Source organism: Devosia oryziradicis (assembly GCF_016698645.1).
GTDB lineage: Bacteria > Pseudomonadota > Alphaproteobacteria > Rhizobiales > Devosiaceae > Devosia > Devosia oryziradicis.
Map to the genome: position 1 here is coordinate 1809627 of NZ_CP068047.1, position 17794 is coordinate 1827420.

21 protein-coding genes are annotated in these 17794 nt (G+C 62.8%); 15 read left to right on the forward strand and 6 right to left on the reverse strand.

The annotated features are described in order from the left end of the window. Positions 1-51: 51 nt before the first annotated feature. From JI749_RS09075 to hflC, 5 genes are read left to right on the forward strand one after another with little or no spacing between them, the layout of a single operon-like run. Positions 52-1059, forward strand: a complete 1008-nt coding sequence (locus tag JI749_RS09075) for a DUF4424 domain-containing protein (RefSeq protein WP_201652385.1) — start codon at positions 52-54, stop codon at positions 1057-1059. Next, the gene (locus tag JI749_RS09080) at positions 1059-1538 is read left to right on the forward strand and encodes a GNAT family N-acetyltransferase (protein ID WP_201652387.1); all 480 of its coding nucleotides are present in this window, start codon (positions 1059-1061) and stop codon (positions 1536-1538) included. The genes JI749_RS09075 and JI749_RS09080 overlap by 1 nt, the downstream gene beginning before the upstream one ends. Continuing rightward, a complete protein-coding gene (locus JI749_RS09085; RefSeq protein WP_201652388.1) occupies positions 1535-2059 on the forward strand; it encodes a dihydrofolate reductase in 525 nt (174 codons plus the stop codon). The genes JI749_RS09080 and JI749_RS09085 overlap by 4 nt, the downstream gene beginning before the upstream one ends. Positions 2060-2119: 60 nt before the next feature. Beyond that, positions 2120-3226 (forward strand): FtsH protease activity modulator HflK, encoded by a 1107-nt coding sequence (hflK, locus tag JI749_RS09090; RefSeq protein WP_201652389.1) that lies wholly within the window; start codon positions 2120-2122, stop codon positions 3224-3226. 3 nt (positions 3227-3229) lie between these two features. Next, positions 3230-4315 carry a protease modulator HflC gene (hflC, locus tag JI749_RS09095; protein WP_201652390.1) on the forward strand — a complete coding sequence of 362 codons (1086 nt, stop codon included), beginning with the start codon at positions 3230-3232 and terminating at the stop codon, positions 4313-4315. Positions 4316-4360: 45 nt separating this feature from the next. Here hflC and serB read toward each other — a convergent pair whose 3' ends face one another. Next, positions 4361-5233: a phosphoserine phosphatase SerB gene (gene serB, locus JI749_RS09100; protein WP_201652392.1), complete on the reverse strand. Its 873-nt coding sequence runs from the start codon at positions 5231-5233 to the stop codon at positions 4361-4363. Between the two features lie 24 nt (positions 5234-5257). On the opposite strand from serB, the gene miaA reads away from it, so the two are divergent. Further along, complete coding sequence (gene miaA, locus JI749_RS09105; protein ID WP_201652394.1) at positions 5258-6145, forward strand: tRNA (adenosine(37)-N6)-dimethylallyltransferase MiaA; 888 nt, start codon at positions 5258-5260, stop codon at positions 6143-6145. 1 nt (position 6146) lies between these two features. Here miaA and JI749_RS09110 read toward each other — a convergent pair whose 3' ends face one another. Next, positions 6147-7556: an MATE family efflux transporter gene (locus JI749_RS09110; RefSeq protein WP_201652396.1), complete on the reverse strand. Its 1410-nt coding sequence runs from the start codon at positions 7554-7556 to the stop codon at positions 6147-6149. A 67-nt stretch (positions 7557-7623) separates the two neighbouring features. Between JI749_RS09110 and JI749_RS09115 the strand changes: the two genes are divergently transcribed. The 4 genes from JI749_RS09115 (at position 7624) to JI749_RS09130 (ending at position 9446) form a co-directional block, all read left to right on the forward strand. Continuing rightward, the gene (locus JI749_RS09115; protein ID WP_233280717.1) at positions 7624-8055 is read left to right on the forward strand and encodes a DUF423 domain-containing protein; all 432 of its coding nucleotides are present in this window, start codon (positions 7624-7626) and stop codon (positions 8053-8055) included. An 18-nt stretch (positions 8056-8073) separates the two neighbouring features. Further along, positions 8074-8346: a YMGG-like glycine zipper-containing protein gene (locus JI749_RS09120; protein ID WP_201652397.1), complete on the forward strand. Its 273-nt coding sequence runs from the start codon at positions 8074-8076 to the stop codon at positions 8344-8346. A gap of 294 nt (positions 8347-8640) precedes the next feature. After that, positions 8641-8856 carry a cold-shock protein gene (locus JI749_RS09125; protein WP_201652398.1) on the forward strand — a complete coding sequence of 72 codons (216 nt, stop codon included), beginning with the start codon at positions 8641-8643 and terminating at the stop codon, positions 8854-8856. A 134-nt stretch (positions 8857-8990) separates the two neighbouring features. Beyond that, a complete protein-coding gene (locus JI749_RS09130) occupies positions 8991-9446 on the forward strand; it encodes an NUDIX hydrolase (RefSeq protein WP_201652401.1) in 456 nt (151 codons plus the stop codon). On the opposite strand, the gene JI749_RS09135 is transcribed toward JI749_RS09130, so the two are convergent. Next, positions 9443-10873, reverse strand: coding sequence for an inorganic phosphate transporter (locus tag JI749_RS09135; RefSeq protein WP_201652403.1), 1431 nt, complete (start codon positions 10871-10873; stop codon positions 9443-9445). The genes JI749_RS09130 and JI749_RS09135 overlap by 4 nt on opposite strands. 85 nt (positions 10874-10958) lie before the next feature. Beyond that, entirely contained in the window at positions 10959-11414 is a 456-nt protein-coding gene (locus tag JI749_RS09140) for an SRPBCC family protein (RefSeq protein WP_201652405.1), read from the reverse strand. A gap of 317 nt (positions 11415-11731) precedes the next feature. Between JI749_RS09140 and JI749_RS09145 the strand changes: the two genes are divergently transcribed. The 3 genes from JI749_RS09145 to JI749_RS09155 are packed head-to-tail and all read left to right on the forward strand — an operon-like array spanning position 11732 to position 14977. Further along, positions 11732-13501, forward strand: a complete 1770-nt coding sequence (locus JI749_RS09145; RefSeq protein WP_201652407.1) for an acetolactate synthase 3 large subunit — start codon at positions 11732-11734, stop codon at positions 13499-13501. 22 nt (positions 13502-13523) lie between these two features. Then, positions 13524-14078 (forward strand): acetolactate synthase small subunit, encoded by a 555-nt coding sequence (gene ilvN, locus JI749_RS09150; protein WP_201652421.1) that lies wholly within the window; start codon positions 13524-13526, stop codon positions 14076-14078. Between the two features lie 11 nt (positions 14079-14089). After that, positions 14090-14977: a DMT family transporter gene (locus JI749_RS09155; RefSeq protein WP_201652423.1), complete on the forward strand. Its 888-nt coding sequence runs from the start codon at positions 14090-14092 to the stop codon at positions 14975-14977. A 13-nt stretch (positions 14978-14990) separates the two neighbouring features. On the opposite strand, the gene JI749_RS09160 is transcribed toward JI749_RS09155, so the two are convergent. Continuing rightward, complete coding sequence (locus JI749_RS09160) at positions 14991-15332, reverse strand: YbhB/YbcL family Raf kinase inhibitor-like protein (protein WP_201652425.1); 342 nt, start codon at positions 15330-15332, stop codon at positions 14991-14993. Positions 15333-15548: 216 nt separating this feature from the next. Here JI749_RS09160 and JI749_RS09165 point away from each other — a divergent pair, with 216 nt between their 5' ends. After that, the gene (locus JI749_RS09165; RefSeq protein WP_201652427.1) at positions 15549-16292 is read left to right on the forward strand and encodes a pyridoxine 5'-phosphate synthase; all 744 of its coding nucleotides are present in this window, start codon (positions 15549-15551) and stop codon (positions 16290-16292) included. Positions 16293-16333: 41 nt separating this feature from the next. On the opposite strand, the gene JI749_RS09170 is transcribed toward JI749_RS09165, so the two are convergent. Further along, positions 16334-16660: a hypothetical protein gene (locus JI749_RS09170; protein WP_201652429.1), complete on the reverse strand. Its 327-nt coding sequence runs from the start codon at positions 16658-16660 to the stop codon at positions 16334-16336. Positions 16661-17028: 368 nt separating this feature from the next. On the opposite strand from JI749_RS09170, the gene JI749_RS09175 reads away from it, so the two are divergent. Beyond that, positions 17029-17643 carry an NADPH-dependent FMN reductase gene (locus JI749_RS09175; protein ID WP_201652431.1) on the forward strand — a complete coding sequence of 205 codons (615 nt, stop codon included), beginning with the start codon at positions 17029-17031 and terminating at the stop codon, positions 17641-17643. Positions 17644-17794 lie beyond the last annotated feature (151 nt).

Genomic DNA, 17794 nt, shown 5'->3' on the forward strand with positions numbered 1-17794 from the left:
TCGCGCGCCCGCCCGGGTGATAAAGATGCACAACATCTTGGAGGATGATGCATGAAGACCCTTTCGGCTCTCGGCCTGCTGCTGGCCGCCAGCGTTCCGGCCCTCGCCAACGACACTTCGGCCCAGCTGACGACCGGCGGGCTCGAATTCATCACCAACGAGAATATCGTGATGGAAAGCGAGGAGCTGTTCATCTCCCGCGACCAGATCAAGGTGGTGTACGAGTTCCACAATACCGGCGATGTCGACCAGAACATTCTCGTCGCGTTTCCGATGCCGGACATCGTACCGAACTGGTGGTCGCCGGTGGCTTTCCCAACGGGGCCGGACGACAACCTGTTCGAGTTCGAAACCACCTTCAACGGCGAACCCGTCCAGGCGACGCTCCATGAATATGCCTATGCGTTTGGCGTCGATCGCACCAAACTCGTCAAGCAACTCGGCTTGCCGGTCGTGCCGTTCACAGATCGAGCGGCCCAGATGGTCGACGCGCTGGACGAGGACACCATTGCCGAGCTTCTGCACCTGGGCATGGTGACACCCGATGAATTCGACCAGGGTAATGGCTGGGAGAAGCACTATTGGCCGGGTTGGACCTACAAGTCGACCTACACCTGGGAAGGTACCTTCCCCGCCGGGGAGACTGTGGAGGTCGTCCATACCTATAAACCCAGCGTGGGCGGCACGGTGGCTGTGAGCTTCCTGAGCGAGCCCTACGAGGACTACGATCCGGCATCGGAATACCGCGCCAAATATTGCACCGACGACGACTTCCGCGCGGCGGTGGCCGCAACCCAGACCAGCCCGGACGACACCTATTCGGCCCCGTTCACGGAGGAGTGGATTTCCTACATCCTGACGACGGGCGGGAACTGGGGCGGCGGCGCCATCAAGAAGTTCCGCCTGGTGGTCGACAAGGGCAGCGAGGACAATTTCGTGTCGTTCTGCGGTGACGACGTTAAGAAGATCGGACCCACCACCTTCGAGATGGTCAAGACCGACTACTGGCCCGAGAAGGAACTCGATATCCTGATCCTGCAGCGGCGCGAAGGCGAGTAATGAGCCTTGTGATCCGGCCGGCGATGCGCGCGGATGCCGCGCTCATCGTCCATTTCATCGAGGCGCTTGCGGCTTACGAAAGGCTGAGCCACGAGGCAAAAGCCAGTGAAGCCGATATCGTGCGCGACCTGTTCGGGACCGATCCAAAGGTGTTCTGCGAGATCGCGGAATGGGACGGCAAGCCGGTCGGCTTCACGCTGTGGTTCTATACCTATTCCACATTCCAGGGGCGCCACGGCATCTGGCTGGAGGATCTGTTCGTCGACCCTGCGATGCGCGGCAAGGGTATCGGCAAGGCGCTGCTGGTGAACCTGGCGCGACGCTGCGTAGCCGAGGGCCTGGGTCGGTTCGAATGGTGGGTGCTCGACTGGAACGAGCCGAGCATCGAATTCTACAAGAGCCAGGGCGGCGTGATGCAGGACGAGTGGACCAAGGTGCGCGTCGATGGCGAGGCATTGCTGAAGCTGGGTGCGGCATGACGGTGCGCATCGCCATGATTGCCGGTGTCGCCGAGAATGGGGTGATCGGCAGCGACCAGACCATCCCGTGGCGCGTGCCGTCGGACATGGCTTTCTTCAAAAAGACGACGATGGGCAAGCCGATCGTCATGGGGCGCAAGCAGTATGAGACGGTGGGCAGGCCGTTGCCCGGGCGTACCAATATCGTGGTGACGCGGCAGGTAGGTTACCAGCCGGAGGGCGTCCTGGTGTTTTCGAGCATTGACGCCGCCTTGGACAAGGCGCGCGAAATCGCGCAGGCCGACGGTGTCGACGAAATCATGATCATCGGCGGCGGAGAACTTTACGCCCAACTGATCGACAGGGCGGACAGGCTCTACATCACCCATATCGACCTCAACCCGGCCGGGGATGTGCTGTTTCCCGTCATCCGTCACGAGGACTGGGCCATAGTCGACCTGCCCGAAGTCACGCCGTCGCCCAAGGACGAAGCGACCTACCGCGTCAAAGTGTACGACCGCAGGCCGGGCCCGGCGCATTGATCGGGTCAAGTCCTTGCCTATATAAGTCCTCAACGAAACGAATTATTCGAAAGGGACGCGATGCCGTGGGAGAATAACGGAGGCGGGGGTGGCCGCGGTAACAATGGCGGCCCCTGGGGCCAGACACCTGGTGGCGGTGGCAATGGCCCGCGGCGTCCCGGTGGCGGCAATACGCCCAGCCTCGAAGATATTCTCAACCGTGGCCGTGACCAGTTCCGTGGCGGCGTGCCTGGCGGTCGCTGGGCGATCATCGGTGGCGTGCTGGCCCTGGTAGCGTTCTGGGCCGTCAATTCGTTCTACACCATCAATTCGGGCGAAGTGGGCGTCGAACTGCGCTTCGGCGCGCCCAAGCCCGTGCTGTCGCAGGCCGGACTGCATTTCCACCTCTGGCCGATCGAGACCGTCGAGCGGGCTCCGCTGACGCTCAACCAGACCCAGATCGGCGCCGCCAACTCCGCTGGAACCCGGTCCGCCGCAGGTGATGGCCTGATGCTTTCGGGCGACCAGAACATCGTCAACGTGCAGTTCTCGGTACGCTGGGTCATCGATGACCCGATCGCCTACCTGTTCAATGTCAGAGACCCGGACTCCATGCTGCGTTTCACCGCGGAAAGCGCCATGCGCGAGGTGGTGGGCCGCCGCCCGGCGCAGGACGTTTATAGCGACGACCGTGCCGGCATTCAGGCCGAAGTGCTGGAGATCGTTCGCGGCGTGCTGACCAGCTATGGCCTGGGTGTCCAGGTCAGCGAAATCCTGATCGAAAATGCCGGACCTCCAACCGAGGTCATCGACGCGTTCAATGAAGTGCAGCGCGCGCGGCAGGATGAGACCCGCCTCCAGGAAGAAGCGCGCTCCTACGCCAATACGCTGCTGGGCGATGCCCGCGGCCGGGCAGCGGCGCTGCGCGAAGATGCTGCGGCCTACACCAATCGCGTGGTGCAGGAAGCAACCGGTGAGGCCGAGCGCTTCAACGCCATCTATGCCGAATACGTCAATGCCCCCGAAGTGACCCGCAAGCGCCTGTTCCTCGAGACGATGGAAGAAGTGCTTGGCGGCTCCGAAAAAGTGCTGATCGAGAATGGTGCCAATGGCCAGGGCGTCGTGCCCTATCTGCCGCTGCCCGAACTGCGCCCCGGCGCCACGACCACCACGACGACGGGGAACTAAGCCATGAACAATCGTCTGATCATCATTGGCGTTGTAGTCCTGACGGCGCTCTACATCTTCTTTTCGTCGATCTACGTGGTCAACGAGCGCGAGCAGGCTATCGTGCTGCGCTTTGGCGAGATCACCAACGTCCGCACCGAACCGGGCATCTACTTCAAGATCCCGACCGACATCGTGGACAGCGTGCAGATCATCGAGGATCGCCTGCTGCGCTATGACATCGCCAATATGCGCGTGCAGGTTTCGGGCAATGCCTTCTACCAGGTCGACGCCTTCCTGACCTATCGCATCTCCGATGCCCGCCTGTTCCGCCAGCGTGCCACCGGGCAGCTCGAAGTTGCCGAGCAGCGCATCGGAGCCAGCCTGGATTCGGCGCTGCGCCAGGTCTATGCGCTGCGCGAGTTCAATGCGGCTTTGTCTGACCAGCGCCCGCAGATGATGCAGGAAACGCGGACGCTGATCCGTCCTGAACTGGCCGAGATCGGCATCGACGTGGTCGACGTCCGTATCCTGCGGACCGACCTCGACGAAGAAGTTTCGGCGACGACCTTCGAGCGGATGCGCGCCGAGCGTCTTGCCGAGGCCGCGCTCCTACGCGCCCGCGGCGAGGAGCAGGCACAGAGCCTGCGCGCTATCGCCGACCGCCAGGCCGTAGAGGTGGTGGCATCGGCGACGCGTGATGCGGAAATCATCCGCGGTACCGGTGACGCCGAGCGCAACCGCCTGTTTGCGGCCGCCTATGGCCAGGACCGGGAGTTCTTCGAATTCTACCGCTCGATGGAAGCCTACAGGAACGCCCTGAAGGGTACCGGCACGACCATGGTTCTGTCGCCCGATAGCGAGTTCTTCCGCTACTTCGGCTCCAATGGTCAATTGCCCGAGGGCAACCCGAACCTTGCGGCCCCGATCCAGCCGAGCGCGGCTCCGATCACCGCCCCCGCAAGCACCGGGCCAGCCCTGGACGGCCTTGGCATCGAGGAAGCGGTCACGCCCAGCCTGACGCTTGAGGATGGATCGCAGCTCGAGCCGACGGTCGGTACGGAAGTGCCGGCTCCGGTAGAGGCACCTCCGCCGACTCCGGCCCAATAAGCTGAGACATAGGAAAGGGCCGGCTCCAAATGCCGGCCCTTTTGCTTACCGGACGATTTCTTCGTCGCTGTAGCCCTGGAGATAGAGCAGGGCCGTCAGGTCACCGTGATCGATGCGGATGCCCGCCTCGGCCGCTACGGCTGGCTTGGCGTGAAGCGCCACCCCGAAACCCGCGATCCGGATCATGTCTAGATCGTTGGCACCGTCGCCGACAGCGATGGTCTGACTGAGCGGCAGGTTGCGCTCGGCCGCCAGGGCGATGAGCCGTTCGCGCTTGGTGTTCTTGTCGACGATGGGTTTGGTGACTGTGCCGGTCAGTTGGTCGCCATCGAATTCGAGTACATTCGCGATGGCTTCGTGAAAGCCGATGCGCTTGCCGAAATAGTCGGCAAAGAACGTGAAGCCTCCCGAGACCAGCGAAGTGTAGGCGCCATATTCCTTCATGGTCTGGATGAGGGCGCGGCCGCCAGGCGCCAGCGTAATCTGCTCCCGGCGGATTTCCTCGATCACCTTGCGTTCCAGACCCTTGAGCAGGGCAACGCGCGTATCGAGCGCCTGACCAAAATCGAGCTCGCCGCGCATCGCGCGGTCGGTGATCTCGGCCACCTGGGCCTTGATGCCCAGGGCAGCCGCCAGCTCATCGATGCATTCCTCGTTGATCATGGTGGAATCCATGTCGGCGACGAGGACCTGCTTGCGGCGGTTCTCGGTGGGTACCAGCGCCGCATCGACGCGCCGGGTGCCGATGATGTCACGGGCCGCGGCGAGCGCGTCGGTTGACTTCGGCTCGATGATCTCGCAGGCAATGGCGTGATTGAGCCAGTTGAGTTCGCCGCCCGTCTCGTGCACCACCGCGGCAGCCAAGGCCGGGGTGAGTTGGGAATCGGCGGGGTCAGCGATGAGGCAGAGAACCGGCATGACGTCTACTTTTCGGAGAAGCGCGTGACAGGCAGTCGGCGCGCCGTCCTGATAGCGGGTCCGACTGCCAGCGGCAAGTCGGCGCTGGCGCTCGGCATGGCGCAACAGCAGGGTGGCGTGATCGTCAACGCCGACGCCATGCAGGTCTATGACACGCTCCAGGTGGTAACGGCGCGCCCCAGCGATACCGAAATAGCCCTGGCCGAACATCGGCTCTATGGCGTTGTGCCGGCGGCGACCCGGTTCTCAACCGGACAGTGGCTTGCGGCTGTGCGGGCCGTCCTGGACCTTGCCGACTTGGATCAGCCGCTGATTTTCGTAGGCGGAACAGGGCTTTACTTCGATGCCCTGCTAAATGGATTCGCCGATATTCCGGAGGTTCCGGCCGACATCACGCTTCAAGTTCAACAAGAGATTCAAGCACTGGATGGGGCGCAGCGCCTGGCCAGGTTGCAGCGCGAGGATCCCGCCGCGGCCGCGCGGCTCAAGGTGGTCGACCCGCAACGTCTCATTCGCGCCTTGGCGGTGAAGCGGGCAACCGGTCGGATGCTGTCCAGCTTCCAGGATGCCCCACAATCAGGGCTCCTCGAGGGTTTCGACATCGAGCGAATGGTGCTGGACCCTGATCGGCAAGTATTGCGGGACAGGATCGCGCGGCGCTTCGAGGCGATGTTTGCCGGTGGGGCGGTAGACGAGGTGCAGGCCTTGCGGGCACTCGACCTTGATCCCTCGCTGCCGATCATGAAGGCGATAGGCGTCCGGGAAATCGGCGACTGGCTCGATGGCGTGGTGGGCCGTGACGAGGCCACCACACTGGCAACTATTGCAACGCAGCAGTACGCCAAGCGGCAGCGCACCTGGTTCCGCAACCGGTTCGGCGACTGGCCGCGACGCGGTATTGGCGGCGCCTGACCTAACGGGGGCGCAATAGCCCCAGTCGCTGGCGCATGGCGAAGCGGGCGACGAGCACGACGGCAACGAAGGCGAGGCCAGAGGCAAGCCCGATCCAGATTCCCACGCCACGCCAGCCAACCACGAAGCCGAGCGCGTAGGCGATAGGCAGCCCAACGACCCAGTAACCCAGAATGGCGAACAGCATGGGCACCTTGGTGTCGCTCAGTCCGCGCAGGGCGTGGGCGGCGACGACCTGTGCGCCGTCGACCAGTTGGAAGATGCCGGCAATCACCAGGAAACTGGCGGCCAGCGCCAGGGCATTGGCATTTTCCGGAGCTCGTGGATCGAGGAACCAGGAGACAATCAGGGGCCCGATCGTGAGGAACAGGGTGCAGGAAAGGGCCATGAAGCCCGTGCCGAGCATAAACGCGGTCCAGCCGGCCTTGCGGATGCCCTCGAGATCGCCGCTGCCATAGGCCCGGCCGACGCGGACGGTGGCGGCGATACCCAGGCCGAGCGGGACCATGAAGGCCATGGAGGCGCATTGCATGGCGATGGCGTGGGCGGCGACCTCGTTGGTACCCAGGCGACCCATGAACAGGGCGGCGGCGGTAAAGAGCCCGACTTCGGCAAGGACCGTGAGGCCGATGGGAATGCCGATACGGAAGATTTCGCGGAAGCGCGGCCAGTCCGGCGTCCAGAACCGCATCAGCACGTAGAACCGTTTGAAGCGTCGCTGGCGCAGTACATAGGCCAGCATCATGCCGAACATCAGCAGGTTGGTCAGCACCGTGGCAATGGCAGAGCCGCGCAGTTCGAGCCGTGGGAAGCCATAGTGGCCAAAGATCAGGACGTAGTTGGCCGCAGCGTTGAACAGCACGCCGCCCACGGTGATGACCAGGATGACGCGGGTGGCGTCGAAGGCCGAAAGCATCGACCGCAAGGCAATGATTGCGAGGGCTGGAAACAGCATCCAGACCGCGAGCTGGATGAATTGCTCAGCCATCACCGTTACGGCGGGATCTTGTCCAAGCAGACCGAAGATGGGGCGGATCTGCAGGAGCAGGGGTATCATCAGCACGGCCAGCATGATCGCGGCCCACAGCCCCTGGCGCACGACACGACGGACGGCCTTGATGTCCCGAGCGCCGCGAGCTTGCGCGACCAGCGGTGCAACGGCGCCGACAATGCCTACGCCAAACAGAAAGAAGGGCATCAGGAAGGTCGTCGCCAGCGTGCCGGCGGCAAGGTAGGTCGGTCCCAGCCAGCCCAGCATGATCACGTCGGTGGTCGTCAGCGCGTTCTGGGCCAATTGTGCGACAACCAGCGGCCAGGCCAAGGCAAAGGTCGCCCGCAGTTCGGCGCTCCAACCCTTGTCGGCAGCAATGCTGTCGGCGGCAGCGGGTGCCACCGCAATGGGCTCATTCATGTGAATTTCCTACTCGCGGGGCAATGGTCTAGAGCAAAGAGCTAGACAGTGAAAGGGGCGGCAGGCGATGAGCGAACGGGTTTGGGCTTGGCGGGCAATGTTGGCAGCCGCGGGCGTGCATGGCGCCGTGGGGGTAGCCGCGGCGGCGGCGGCCTCGCATGGGGAAAATGCTCGAAACCTTGCGGCTATAGCCGCTATTGCCCTCTCGAACGGGCCGGCGTTGCTGGCGCTGGCGCTGGCGGGGCGTGGGAGAGTGCTCAGCGTCGCTGCGACCATTCTGGCCATCGGCACGGCTGTGTTCATCGGTGACCTGGCAATGCGCGAATGGCTGGGGCAGGGGCTCTTTCCCGGTGCCGCTCCGCTGGGCGGCGTGGCGATGATCGGTGGATGGCTGACGATCGTGTTGGCCGCCGTGACCGGGCGGGCAGGCAGATTGCAAAATTTAGTTAAAGTGTCGGCGGAACCAAAAGCGGGCATGCCGCATTCTGGCCCTCGATAGTTCTTTGGAGGGTATCCCATGCACAAATTCCTGATCATCGCCGCAACGACGCTCTCGCTCGCGGCCTGCACCACCACTCAGCAGGGCGCCGCGGTTGGCGCTGTTGGCGGCGGTGTCATTGGCGCTGCGGCAGGCGGCACGGTGCTGAGCACGGCAGTTGGTGCCGGCGTCGGCGCGGTTGTTGGTGCTGCTGCAGGTAATGTGCTCGGTCGCGTTTCCGGCACCGACGACATCTGCATCTACCAGCGTGCCGACGGCAGCCGTTATCGCGACACCTGCCCGCGCGGCTAATACAGTTGCAGCATTGCCCCATGCTGCTTGCGCCCTTCCGGGCGCCCGAGCCCTCGATCCGGAGTCCCTCCTGGATCGGGGGCTTCTCATTGACCAGCGAAATCGCCTTGAATTTCAGACGCGCAGCCGACATATTTTTCAATGACGACACTGTCTTGCGCTATCTGATCGACCGGCAGAAGGCCGGAAACTTGGCTACGTCCTGATCTGTGAATCGTTTAGGCCGGGCTGTTGCGGCCCGTTTTCAACCCTTAGCCGCCTCTGCGGCGGCGTCCACGAAGAGGACTGACTGACATGGCTGTCATCACTGGCACCGTAAAATTCTTTAACACGACCAAGGGCTTCGGCTTCATTTCGCCGGAAGACGGTGGCAAGGACGCGTTCGTTCATATCTCGGCTGTTCAGCGCTCGGGCCTGCAGGGCCTTTATGAGAACGACAAGGTGACCTACGAGCTCGAAACCGGCCGCGACGGCAAGCAGTCGGCCGTGAACCTGACCCTGCTGCCGTAAGCGGCAACGAACGGCTTTTGAAGGGCCCCATGGGGCCCTTTTTTGTTGGTATCAGGCCTCCCGTACAGATTGACGAGCATCGACCTCTGGCGATTCGTCGTGGCAGTGTGGCGCAGGAGACTTCGGAGGCGCCAATGTTGCGCGAATTTCTGCGCCACTGGAATCCCGTCGTCGAGTCCGCGCACGGACCGCGCCAGTCTGGCGCCATCCCCTATTCGATCATCGACGGGCGCGTGGTGTTCCTGCTGGTGACCTCGCGCCGTACGGGCCGCTGGATTTATCCAAAGGGCTCGATCAGCACAGGCATGACCGCCTGGGACAGCGCTGCCAAGGAAGCGCTTGAGGAAGCGGGCGTTACCGGTGAGATCGGCACGGAACCCGCGGGAACTTACCGAAACACCGACAAGGGCCTCCTGGTCGATATCGATCTCTACCCTCTCAAGGTCGGCGAACAGTTCGAGAGCTGGGACGAGATGGATCAGCGGCTGCGGCACTGGGTATTGTTGAGCGAAGCCAGGCGCCTGCTGGCCGATCGCTCCCTTGTCCGTATCACGGAGGCGCTGCACCGGCAGCTGACGAGCCGGCGCTAGCCGCTGAACGCGACGAGCACCCGATAGAGCAGGGCGGCCAGCAAGGCAGAGGCGGGCAGCGTGACCAGCCATGCCGCGCCAATCTGGGCGAGCTTCAGCCGACGCACGAGATAGCGCCGCTCGTTGCGTCGCTCGCGCGCGAGGGCATCTTCAGGCCGATCGTTGAGCATCGCTGCGTCCACCAGGTTGGCGCGCAGCGGTACGGCAGCGCCGGTCATGTTCCGGATGGCGAGGAATTCTCGGAAGAAGCCGACGCCGAATACGGCGCCCACCGCAACGTGCGTCGAGGACACCGGCAGACCAAAAGCGGAGGCGGCCAGAACTGTCAGGGCCGCGGACGAGGCAACACAGAAGGCCCGGATCTCGTTGAGCTTGGTGATCTGCTCGCCCACGGTATGAATGACACGCGGGCCGAACAGGGCGATGCCCAGCGCAATACCGGCAGCTCCGAGAACCAGTGACCAGGACGGGACCAACAGCTCCGCGGCGGGCATGACCTGCGTCTCGCGAATGATCACCGCCAAAGGGCCCAGCGCGTTGGCGACATCGTTGGCACCATGGGCGAAGGACAGCAAGGCGGCGGCAACGATGAGTGGCGGTCGAAACAGGGTGGCGACCTGCTTCTTGCGGTTGGTCATGCCGAGCGACTGCATGCGGACCCAGGGCATGGCGAGGAACCAGCCGATGGCAGCAGCGGCAGCGCCGACCGTCAATGCTCCGGGCAAGCCCGGTTGCCACCACTGCGAGAGCGCATTGATCGCCAGATAGACTGCGAATACGCCTGCCATGATGGCCACGAGAATCGGCACCCAGATGCGTGCCGCGGCCACCTTGTCTTCCCGGCGGGTCATGGCGCGGCGGATCACAGCGTGCAGACCGGCGGCAAACAAGGCGCCCAGGGCGGGCGAGAGCGTCCAACTGACGGCAATCATGCCAATGACAGGCCAGGCAACCGCGCCTATGCCCATGGCTGCGATGGCGGCCCCGACAATGCCCCCGATGATGGCGTGGGTCGTCGAAACAGGGGCGCCGACAAAGGTGGACGCGTTGATCCACAGCGCTGCCGCGACGAGGGACGCGATCATGACGAGTATGAGGGGTGCCGAGTCAAGACCGACACCAGGCACCAGGAGTTCGTTGGCGACCGTGTGAACCACGTTACCGCCGGCCAGAAAGGCACCGGCCGCGTCGAAGACAGCGGCAATCGCCAGCGCCGCGCCCATGGTCAGCGCCTTGGCACCAACCGCCGGCCCGACATTGTTGGCAACATCATTGGCGCCGATGTTGAGCGCCATGTAGGCGGCGGCCACGCAACCCAGCAAAAGGAGATGCGACTGGGGACCGTTGGGCAGCGCCAGGCCGGCATAGATCGCCGTGCCCAGCAGGAAGGTCAGCGCGATGCCCAGTGGCAGAAGTGTCCGAGGCATTGGTCGCGCGGCAGTCCCAGAAAGGTGTCTGCTGACTATGGACTATGGTTCGCCGGCTTTGTCGACCACAAATGCCGCGACGCCCCTAGTTCGCGCCCTGCCTGGCCAGTTCATCACCCAATGCGGCGAGCAATTGCTCGGTGCCGCGCCGACGCTGCTCCATCTTGTCCAGTCCGTCGAGAAAACACCCGTGCTCGGTGACCGTCATGCGCGTGCCGTCACCTTCGGCGAAGAGCTCTATCGCTGCCACCGAAACCGAGATGCGTTGGCCGCCCATAGTCATGTAGTACGTGTAGATGATACGGTTGTTTTCGACGATGTCCTCGTAGCGAACGTCAAAGCCGAACTGGAATTCCCCTTCACCGCTTTCCACCAGTTCACGGCCACCCTCGCGGAACTCGAAAATCTTTGGCGCTGCTCCACCGCCGAACCAGCGCTGCTTGATGGCGGGGTCGGCCCAGGCCCGAAAGACACGGGACGGGGACGCGGCATATATGCGTTCGAGGACAAAGGTGCCGTGGGCGATTGATCGTTCAGCCATTGCTGGTTCTCCAGATATTGTTAAGCAAACAATTAAGTGAGGACAGAGACGTGGTCAATGCTTAAGAAAGAAATTAAGTGATATCCGGAGCTCTTGACACTGCCGCAGCATTGCACCTATCACTACGCCCGTAATTTATGGAGAGGTCCCGTGCGGGCACTCATTCTCGTAGTAGGCAGGCGCATCGGCAACGTGGGATAGATATCCCGCGCGATAGCTGGTGCGCCGAAAACAGGTCCCGAACGGGGCCTTTTTTATTGCCCGGTTTTCGCCGCTACGAGACTGGGCCAGACAATGGACTGAGGAAGGACGAGACGATGGCCGAAAGAATGACCGGCGCGGAAATGGTGATCCAGGCGCTGACCGACCAGGGTGTCGAGCACATCTTCGGTTATCCGGGCGGTGCGGCCCTGCCGATCTACGATGCGATGTTCCAGCAGGATTTCGTGCAGCATATCCTGGTGCGGCACGAGCAGGGTGCCACCCACATGGCCGAGGGCTATGCCCGTTCCACCGGCAAGCCGGGTGTCGTGCTCGTCACCTCGGGCCCGGGCGCGACCAACGCGGTGACCGGCCTCACCGATGCGCTGATGGATTCTATCCCCATGGTCTGCATTACGGCGCAGGTCCCGACCACGCTGATCGGCTCGGACGCGTTCCAGGAATGCGACACCGTCGGCATTACGCGCAGCTGCACCAAGTATAATTACCTGGTCAAGCGCGTGGAGGACTTGCCGCGCATCATGCATGAGGCCTTCCTGATCGCCACGACCGGTCGACCAGGGCCCGTCGTGATCGACATTCCCAAGGATGTGCAGTTCGCGCTGGGCGACTACTACAAGCCGGACCTGGAAACGCTGCGCCACCAGAGCTACCGACCGCAGCTGGACGGCGATGCCGCCGCCATCGAGGCTGCGGTCGACCTGATGCTGCGTGCCGAACGGCCGATCTTCTATACCGGCGGCGGCGTCATCAATGCCGGCCCGCAGGCTTCCGAGCATCTGCGCGAGCTGGCCGAGTTGACCGGCTTCCCGGTGACCTCGACCCTGATGGGTCTGGGCGCCTTCCCGGCATCCAATCCGCAGTGGATGGGCATGCTGGGCATGCACGGCACCTACGAAGCCAACCTCGCCATGCATGACTGCGACGTCATGATCAACATCGGCGCCCGTTTCGACGACCGCATCACGGGCCGCATCGACGCCTTCTCGCCGAACAGCCGCAAGATCCATGTCGATATCGACCCCAGCTCGATCAACAAGGTCGTGCGGGTCGACGTGCCCATTATCGGCGACTGCGAGCGGGTGCTCAGCGAGATGGTCCGGGTCTGGCGTTCCAAGACCAACCAGCCGCGCACCGAGGCCATCGCGCCGTGGTGGAAGCAGATCGAGAAGTGGCGGGCAGTGAACTCGCTCGGCTTCAAGAATTCCGAGACGACCATCAAGCCGCAATATGCGATCCAGCGCCTCTATGAGGCGACGCAGAAGCAAGGCAAGGAAGTCTACATCACCACTGAAGTCGGCCAGCACCAGATGTGGGCCGCCCAACACTTCCACTTCGACAAGCCCAATCGCTGGATGACCTCGGGCGGCCTGGGCACAATGGGTTATGGCTTGCCGGCCGCGGTCGGTGTGCAGGTGGCGCATCCGGATGCCCTGGTGATCGACATTGCCGGCGAGGCATCCGTGCAGATGACGATGCAGGAAATCTCGACGGCGGTGCAATATCGGCTGCCGATCAAGATCTTCATCCTGAACAATGAGCGCATGGGCATGGTCCGCCAGTGGCAGGACCTGCTGCATGGCTCGCGCTACGCGCATTCCTATTCGGAATCGCTACCCGATTTCGTCAAGCTGGCAGAGGCTTACGGCGGAAAGGGCATCCGTTGCGAAAACCCGACCGAGCTCGACGCTGCGATCCAGGAGATGCTCGACTACGATGGTCCGGTGCTGTTCGACGTCATCGTCGAGAAGGACGAGAACTGCCTGCCCATGATCCCATCGGGCAAGCCGCACAACGAGATCATCCTGCCCGATACGGCCAATATCGGCGACATCATCGACGAAAAGGGACGGCAGCTCGTCTAGGGCGCTGCAGAGGAGAAAGCAAATGAACGCACATCTGCAGCCTACGGGCTCTGCCTATTTCCTCACCAAGGAAACCCAGGAGATCGAGCGCCACACGCTGTCGGTGCTGGTCGATAACGAGCCGGGTATTCTGGCGCGCGTCGTTGGCCTCTTTTCGGCGCGCGGCTACAATATCGAGAGCCTGACTGTCAGCGAGACCGAACATGGGCGCCGACTTAGTCGCATCACGGTTGTCGTTACCGCCACGCCCAAGGTTCTGACCCAGATCAAGCTCCAGCTCGAACGCCTGGTGCCAGTGCACAAGGTGCATGATCTGACAGCTGAGGGCGCGTCGCTAGAGCGCGAGCTGGCGCTGATCAAGGTAGCCGGCTCGGGGGATCACCGGGCGGAGACGTTGCGCCTGGCCGACGCGTTCCGCGCCCAGATCGTCGACGCAACGGTTGAGAGCTTTGTCTTCGAAGTGACCGGCAAGCCTGCAAAAATAGACAGCTTCATCGCCTTGATGCAGCCATTGGGGCTGGTAGAAGTCGTGCGGACAGGGCTCGCGGCAATTTCGCGCGGCCCGCAGGGCATGTAGGCTTCCCACATATGCGCGGACTTTCCGGCAATACGGTCGGGATCGTCATGATGACGATCTCGACCGCATGTTTTGCGATCAACGATGCTCTCCTCAAGCTGGCTATGGCGGAGATTCCATCGTTCGAGGCCCTGTTGATCCGCGCCGTTGCCGTTGTCCTGCTTGGTGTGCCGCTGCTGGGCATCATGGGCCAGCTCCGCTTCCTGCCCCGCGCCTTTGAATGGCGGGTGCAATTGCGCAACCTGTTCGAAGTTATCGCCGCGCTCGGCTTCGTCATCGGTCTCGCCCAAGCACCCATCGCCGACCTCACCGCGCTCGGCCAGACCTCGCCCTTGCTGCTGCTCGCCGGAGCGACGCTGTTCCTTGGCGAAAGGCTGACCCGGCTGCAGATCGGCTTGGTGCTGCTGGCCTTTGTCGGCGCGCTGCTGGTGGCGCAGCCGGGCGGCGGCGGATTCTCACCCTTTACGCTGTTCGGCCTGTGGAGTGCGGGGGCCGTGGCCATCCGCGACCTGATCGGCCGGCGTATCAATGCGGAAATCCCCGGCATCGTCATTGTTGTCGGTGTCGGCATAGTCGGCGTCGTCGGCGCCGGCATTGCCACGCTGCTATTCGAAACCTGGGTGTGGCCCGGCGTTGTGACCTTGCTCTTCGTGACGGGGTCAAGTGCGCTGCTGCTGGTCGGCCAATGGTTACTGCTGCACGCCTATCGCGTCGCCAGCGTCGGTAGTGTGGCGCCGTTCCTCTACATGTCGACCATCTGGGCTCTGGTTACCGGCCTGTTGATCTTCGGCACCGCCCCCAACCCGCTGGCTCTAGGCGGCATTGCCCTGATCGTCGTCAGTGGCGTTGCCGTGGTGGCGCTGGAGCGCTGGCCACGCAAGACCGTGGTTTCGCCCTGAGCCGCCGACACGGTCAGCGATGGCCCGTGAATGTACCCTTCACCGTGGTCTTGCCCAGTTCCAAACCGGCGTCGTCCAGCGCGCGAATGGTCCACTGGTAGGTGTGCGTGGCATGCAGGGGCGGGCAGGGGCCGATATATTTAAAGGTATCGGCAGCAATGATCGGTTCGCCGGCATAGTCCAGTTTGCGACCGCCGTGCTCGAAGTTGGCTGTCAGATCGAGCAGGAAGAAGTCAAGCGCGGCAGTGCCCCCAGGAACGTTCGTAAGGCGGAACTCCGGGCTCGGGGTAATACGCTGGGCACCGCCGGCGCAGGGGCGAACCCCGGTGAAGCTGAAATCGGCTTCAAAGGCCATGGTGGGTGTGGCGACTGCAGCCAGTAGAAGTGTCAGGCACACAACTCTCATTTTTCGTCCCTGCCTCGGCTGGTACTGATCCTGGGAAATGCTATCGCGGCGATGGGTCGGGGAACAAGATTGGCATAACAGGGGTGATGGCAGTCATCACAAGGTTCGATTGGGCCGCCAGCAAGTCTTGGTGTATGGCAGTGCGAGAGTTTCAGCAGGCTGCCCATGACCCTTCTTTCCGTCAATCTCAATGCCGTCGCCCAGTTGCGGAATCGACGCAACCTGCCCTGGCCAAGCGTGGTCGGGCTGGCGCGCGTCGTGCTGGATGCGGGGGCGAGTGGCGTCACGGTCCATCCGCGGCCCGACGAACGGCATATTCGTCGCACTGACGTGTTCGAACTCGCTGAGCTGTTGGCGGGCGAGTATCCGGGGGCAGAATTCAATATCGAGGGCTATCCGAGCGAGGATTTCTTCCAGCTCATCGACCAGATCAACCCACAGCAGGTGACGCTGGTGCCCGACGATCCTGCCCAGGCGACGTCGGACCACGGCTGGGATTTTCGCGGCAAAGGCAATTTCCTGACCTCGGTGGTGCAACGGCTGAAGGCACCCAACCGCCGGATTTCGCTGTTCTGCGACCCCGATGCAGGGGCGGATGGCGTGGCCGCCGCAAAGGCTACGGGGGCGGACCGGATCGAACTTTACACGGGACCATATGGCGGGTGCTATGACGACCCCGAGCGCGCGGTGCGCGAGCTGGCAGCGCTGGCCCATACGGCACAGGCGGCCCATGCGGTCGGCATGGGGGTGAATGCCGGGCATGACCTGACGCTGGCCAATCTGCCCGCGTTCCACGCTGCAGTGCCCCTTGTCGACGAGGCATCCATTGGCCATGGTATCACGGCCGATGCGCTGATCCTGGGATTCGCCGAAGCTGTGCGGCAATATCGGGCGGCGCTGGGCGGCTGAGCAGCCGGTGGGAGGCGCTGGAGTCCAGCGCCTCTGTTGGTTCAGTCCGTAAAGTTGAAGTCGCTGAGTTCGCAGACATTGTTGTCGTTCGACACAACCTCGTCGCCATCCTCGAACACGGCGAGGAAGTCGTATTTGCAATAGCCACTGCCATCATCGATGTTGATGACCACACTGCTGCCCGATGGCAGGATGTTGCGACCCAGAATGTCCTCTTCCCACGAGCGCGTGCCCGTATTGGAGGCATAGAATTCGACGATGTCGTACGACGATCTGTTGTTGATCCGTACGCGACGATCGAGCGCCGCGGCATCCACGACGCCAATAGCCAGTATTGCCAGGGCAAGCCCGGCAGAAAACGCCTTCATTTTAGTCCCTCATTGCATTAAGTGCCCCACCCGAGAAATAACGCTGCCGGCGAGGACTTCGCAACTGGAATCGTAAGCGCGGAAGGGCAAGCAATGCGTGGGTGCGCAGGCGTGTTGGCGAAGCCACCTGTGCCGGCATCGGCAACTGATCCGTATTCCTGAACAGTCCGTTCGAACGCGCGGTGCACAGCTTCATCGTTCGATGCAAAAGCGCCATGCGACAGCGAAAAACCAGCAATCACAGATGATTACATGAATGTGCCTAGGGCAATTCCATGTCTCCGCGACACACCAACGTGCCTCCTTGCGGCTGGTGCAAACGGGCACTTATATCGCCTCAGTTACGATTTGTTACCTAGGAGGCACACGTGTCCAAACTTAAGATCGCCGTCATCATCTCTTCCACCCGTCCGACCCGTTTTGGCGAACTGCCGGCGCAGTGGATTGCCGCCAAGGCCAATGAGCGCCCGGAACTCGAGGCTGAAATCCTCGACCTGCGCGATTTCGACCTGCCGTTCTTCGACGAGATGGCTTCCAACGCCTGGATGCCCTCGGCCAACCCGAATGCGGTCAAGTGGCAGAACAAGATCAGCGAATTCGACGGCTACATCTTCGTCGTTGCCGAATATAACCGCTCCATCACCGGCGCCCTCAAGAACGCTATCGACCAGGCCTATGTGAACTGGAACAAGAAGGCATTCGGGGCGGTCGGTTACGGCACCGTCGGTGGCGCCCGCGCCATCGAGCACCTGCGCGGCATCGGCGTCGAGCTGCAGATGGTCTCGACACGGTCGGCCGTCCATATCGGCGGCGCCGACTTCATGGCTGTCCATCCCGGCTTCGGCGGCACCAAGTCGCTCAATGAGATCGAAGGTTCGATCGGCAATTCGGCCAAGGACATGCTCGACCAGCTAACCTGGTGGGCCGCCGCTGCCAAGACCGCTCGCGAAGAAGACGCTGCGACTGCCAAGGCCGCCGAATAACCTTACGAAGACCTCCAGCTCTTCGTTTACCGGCAGGGGTCGCTCACATCGGGCGGCCCCTGCTGGTTTTGAACCATTGTGGCGAGCCGGTGTTGTGTGTGACTGTGGGCGGGTGTATAGCGGCGCCCGCCTTGACCAAGAGAGCATCAGG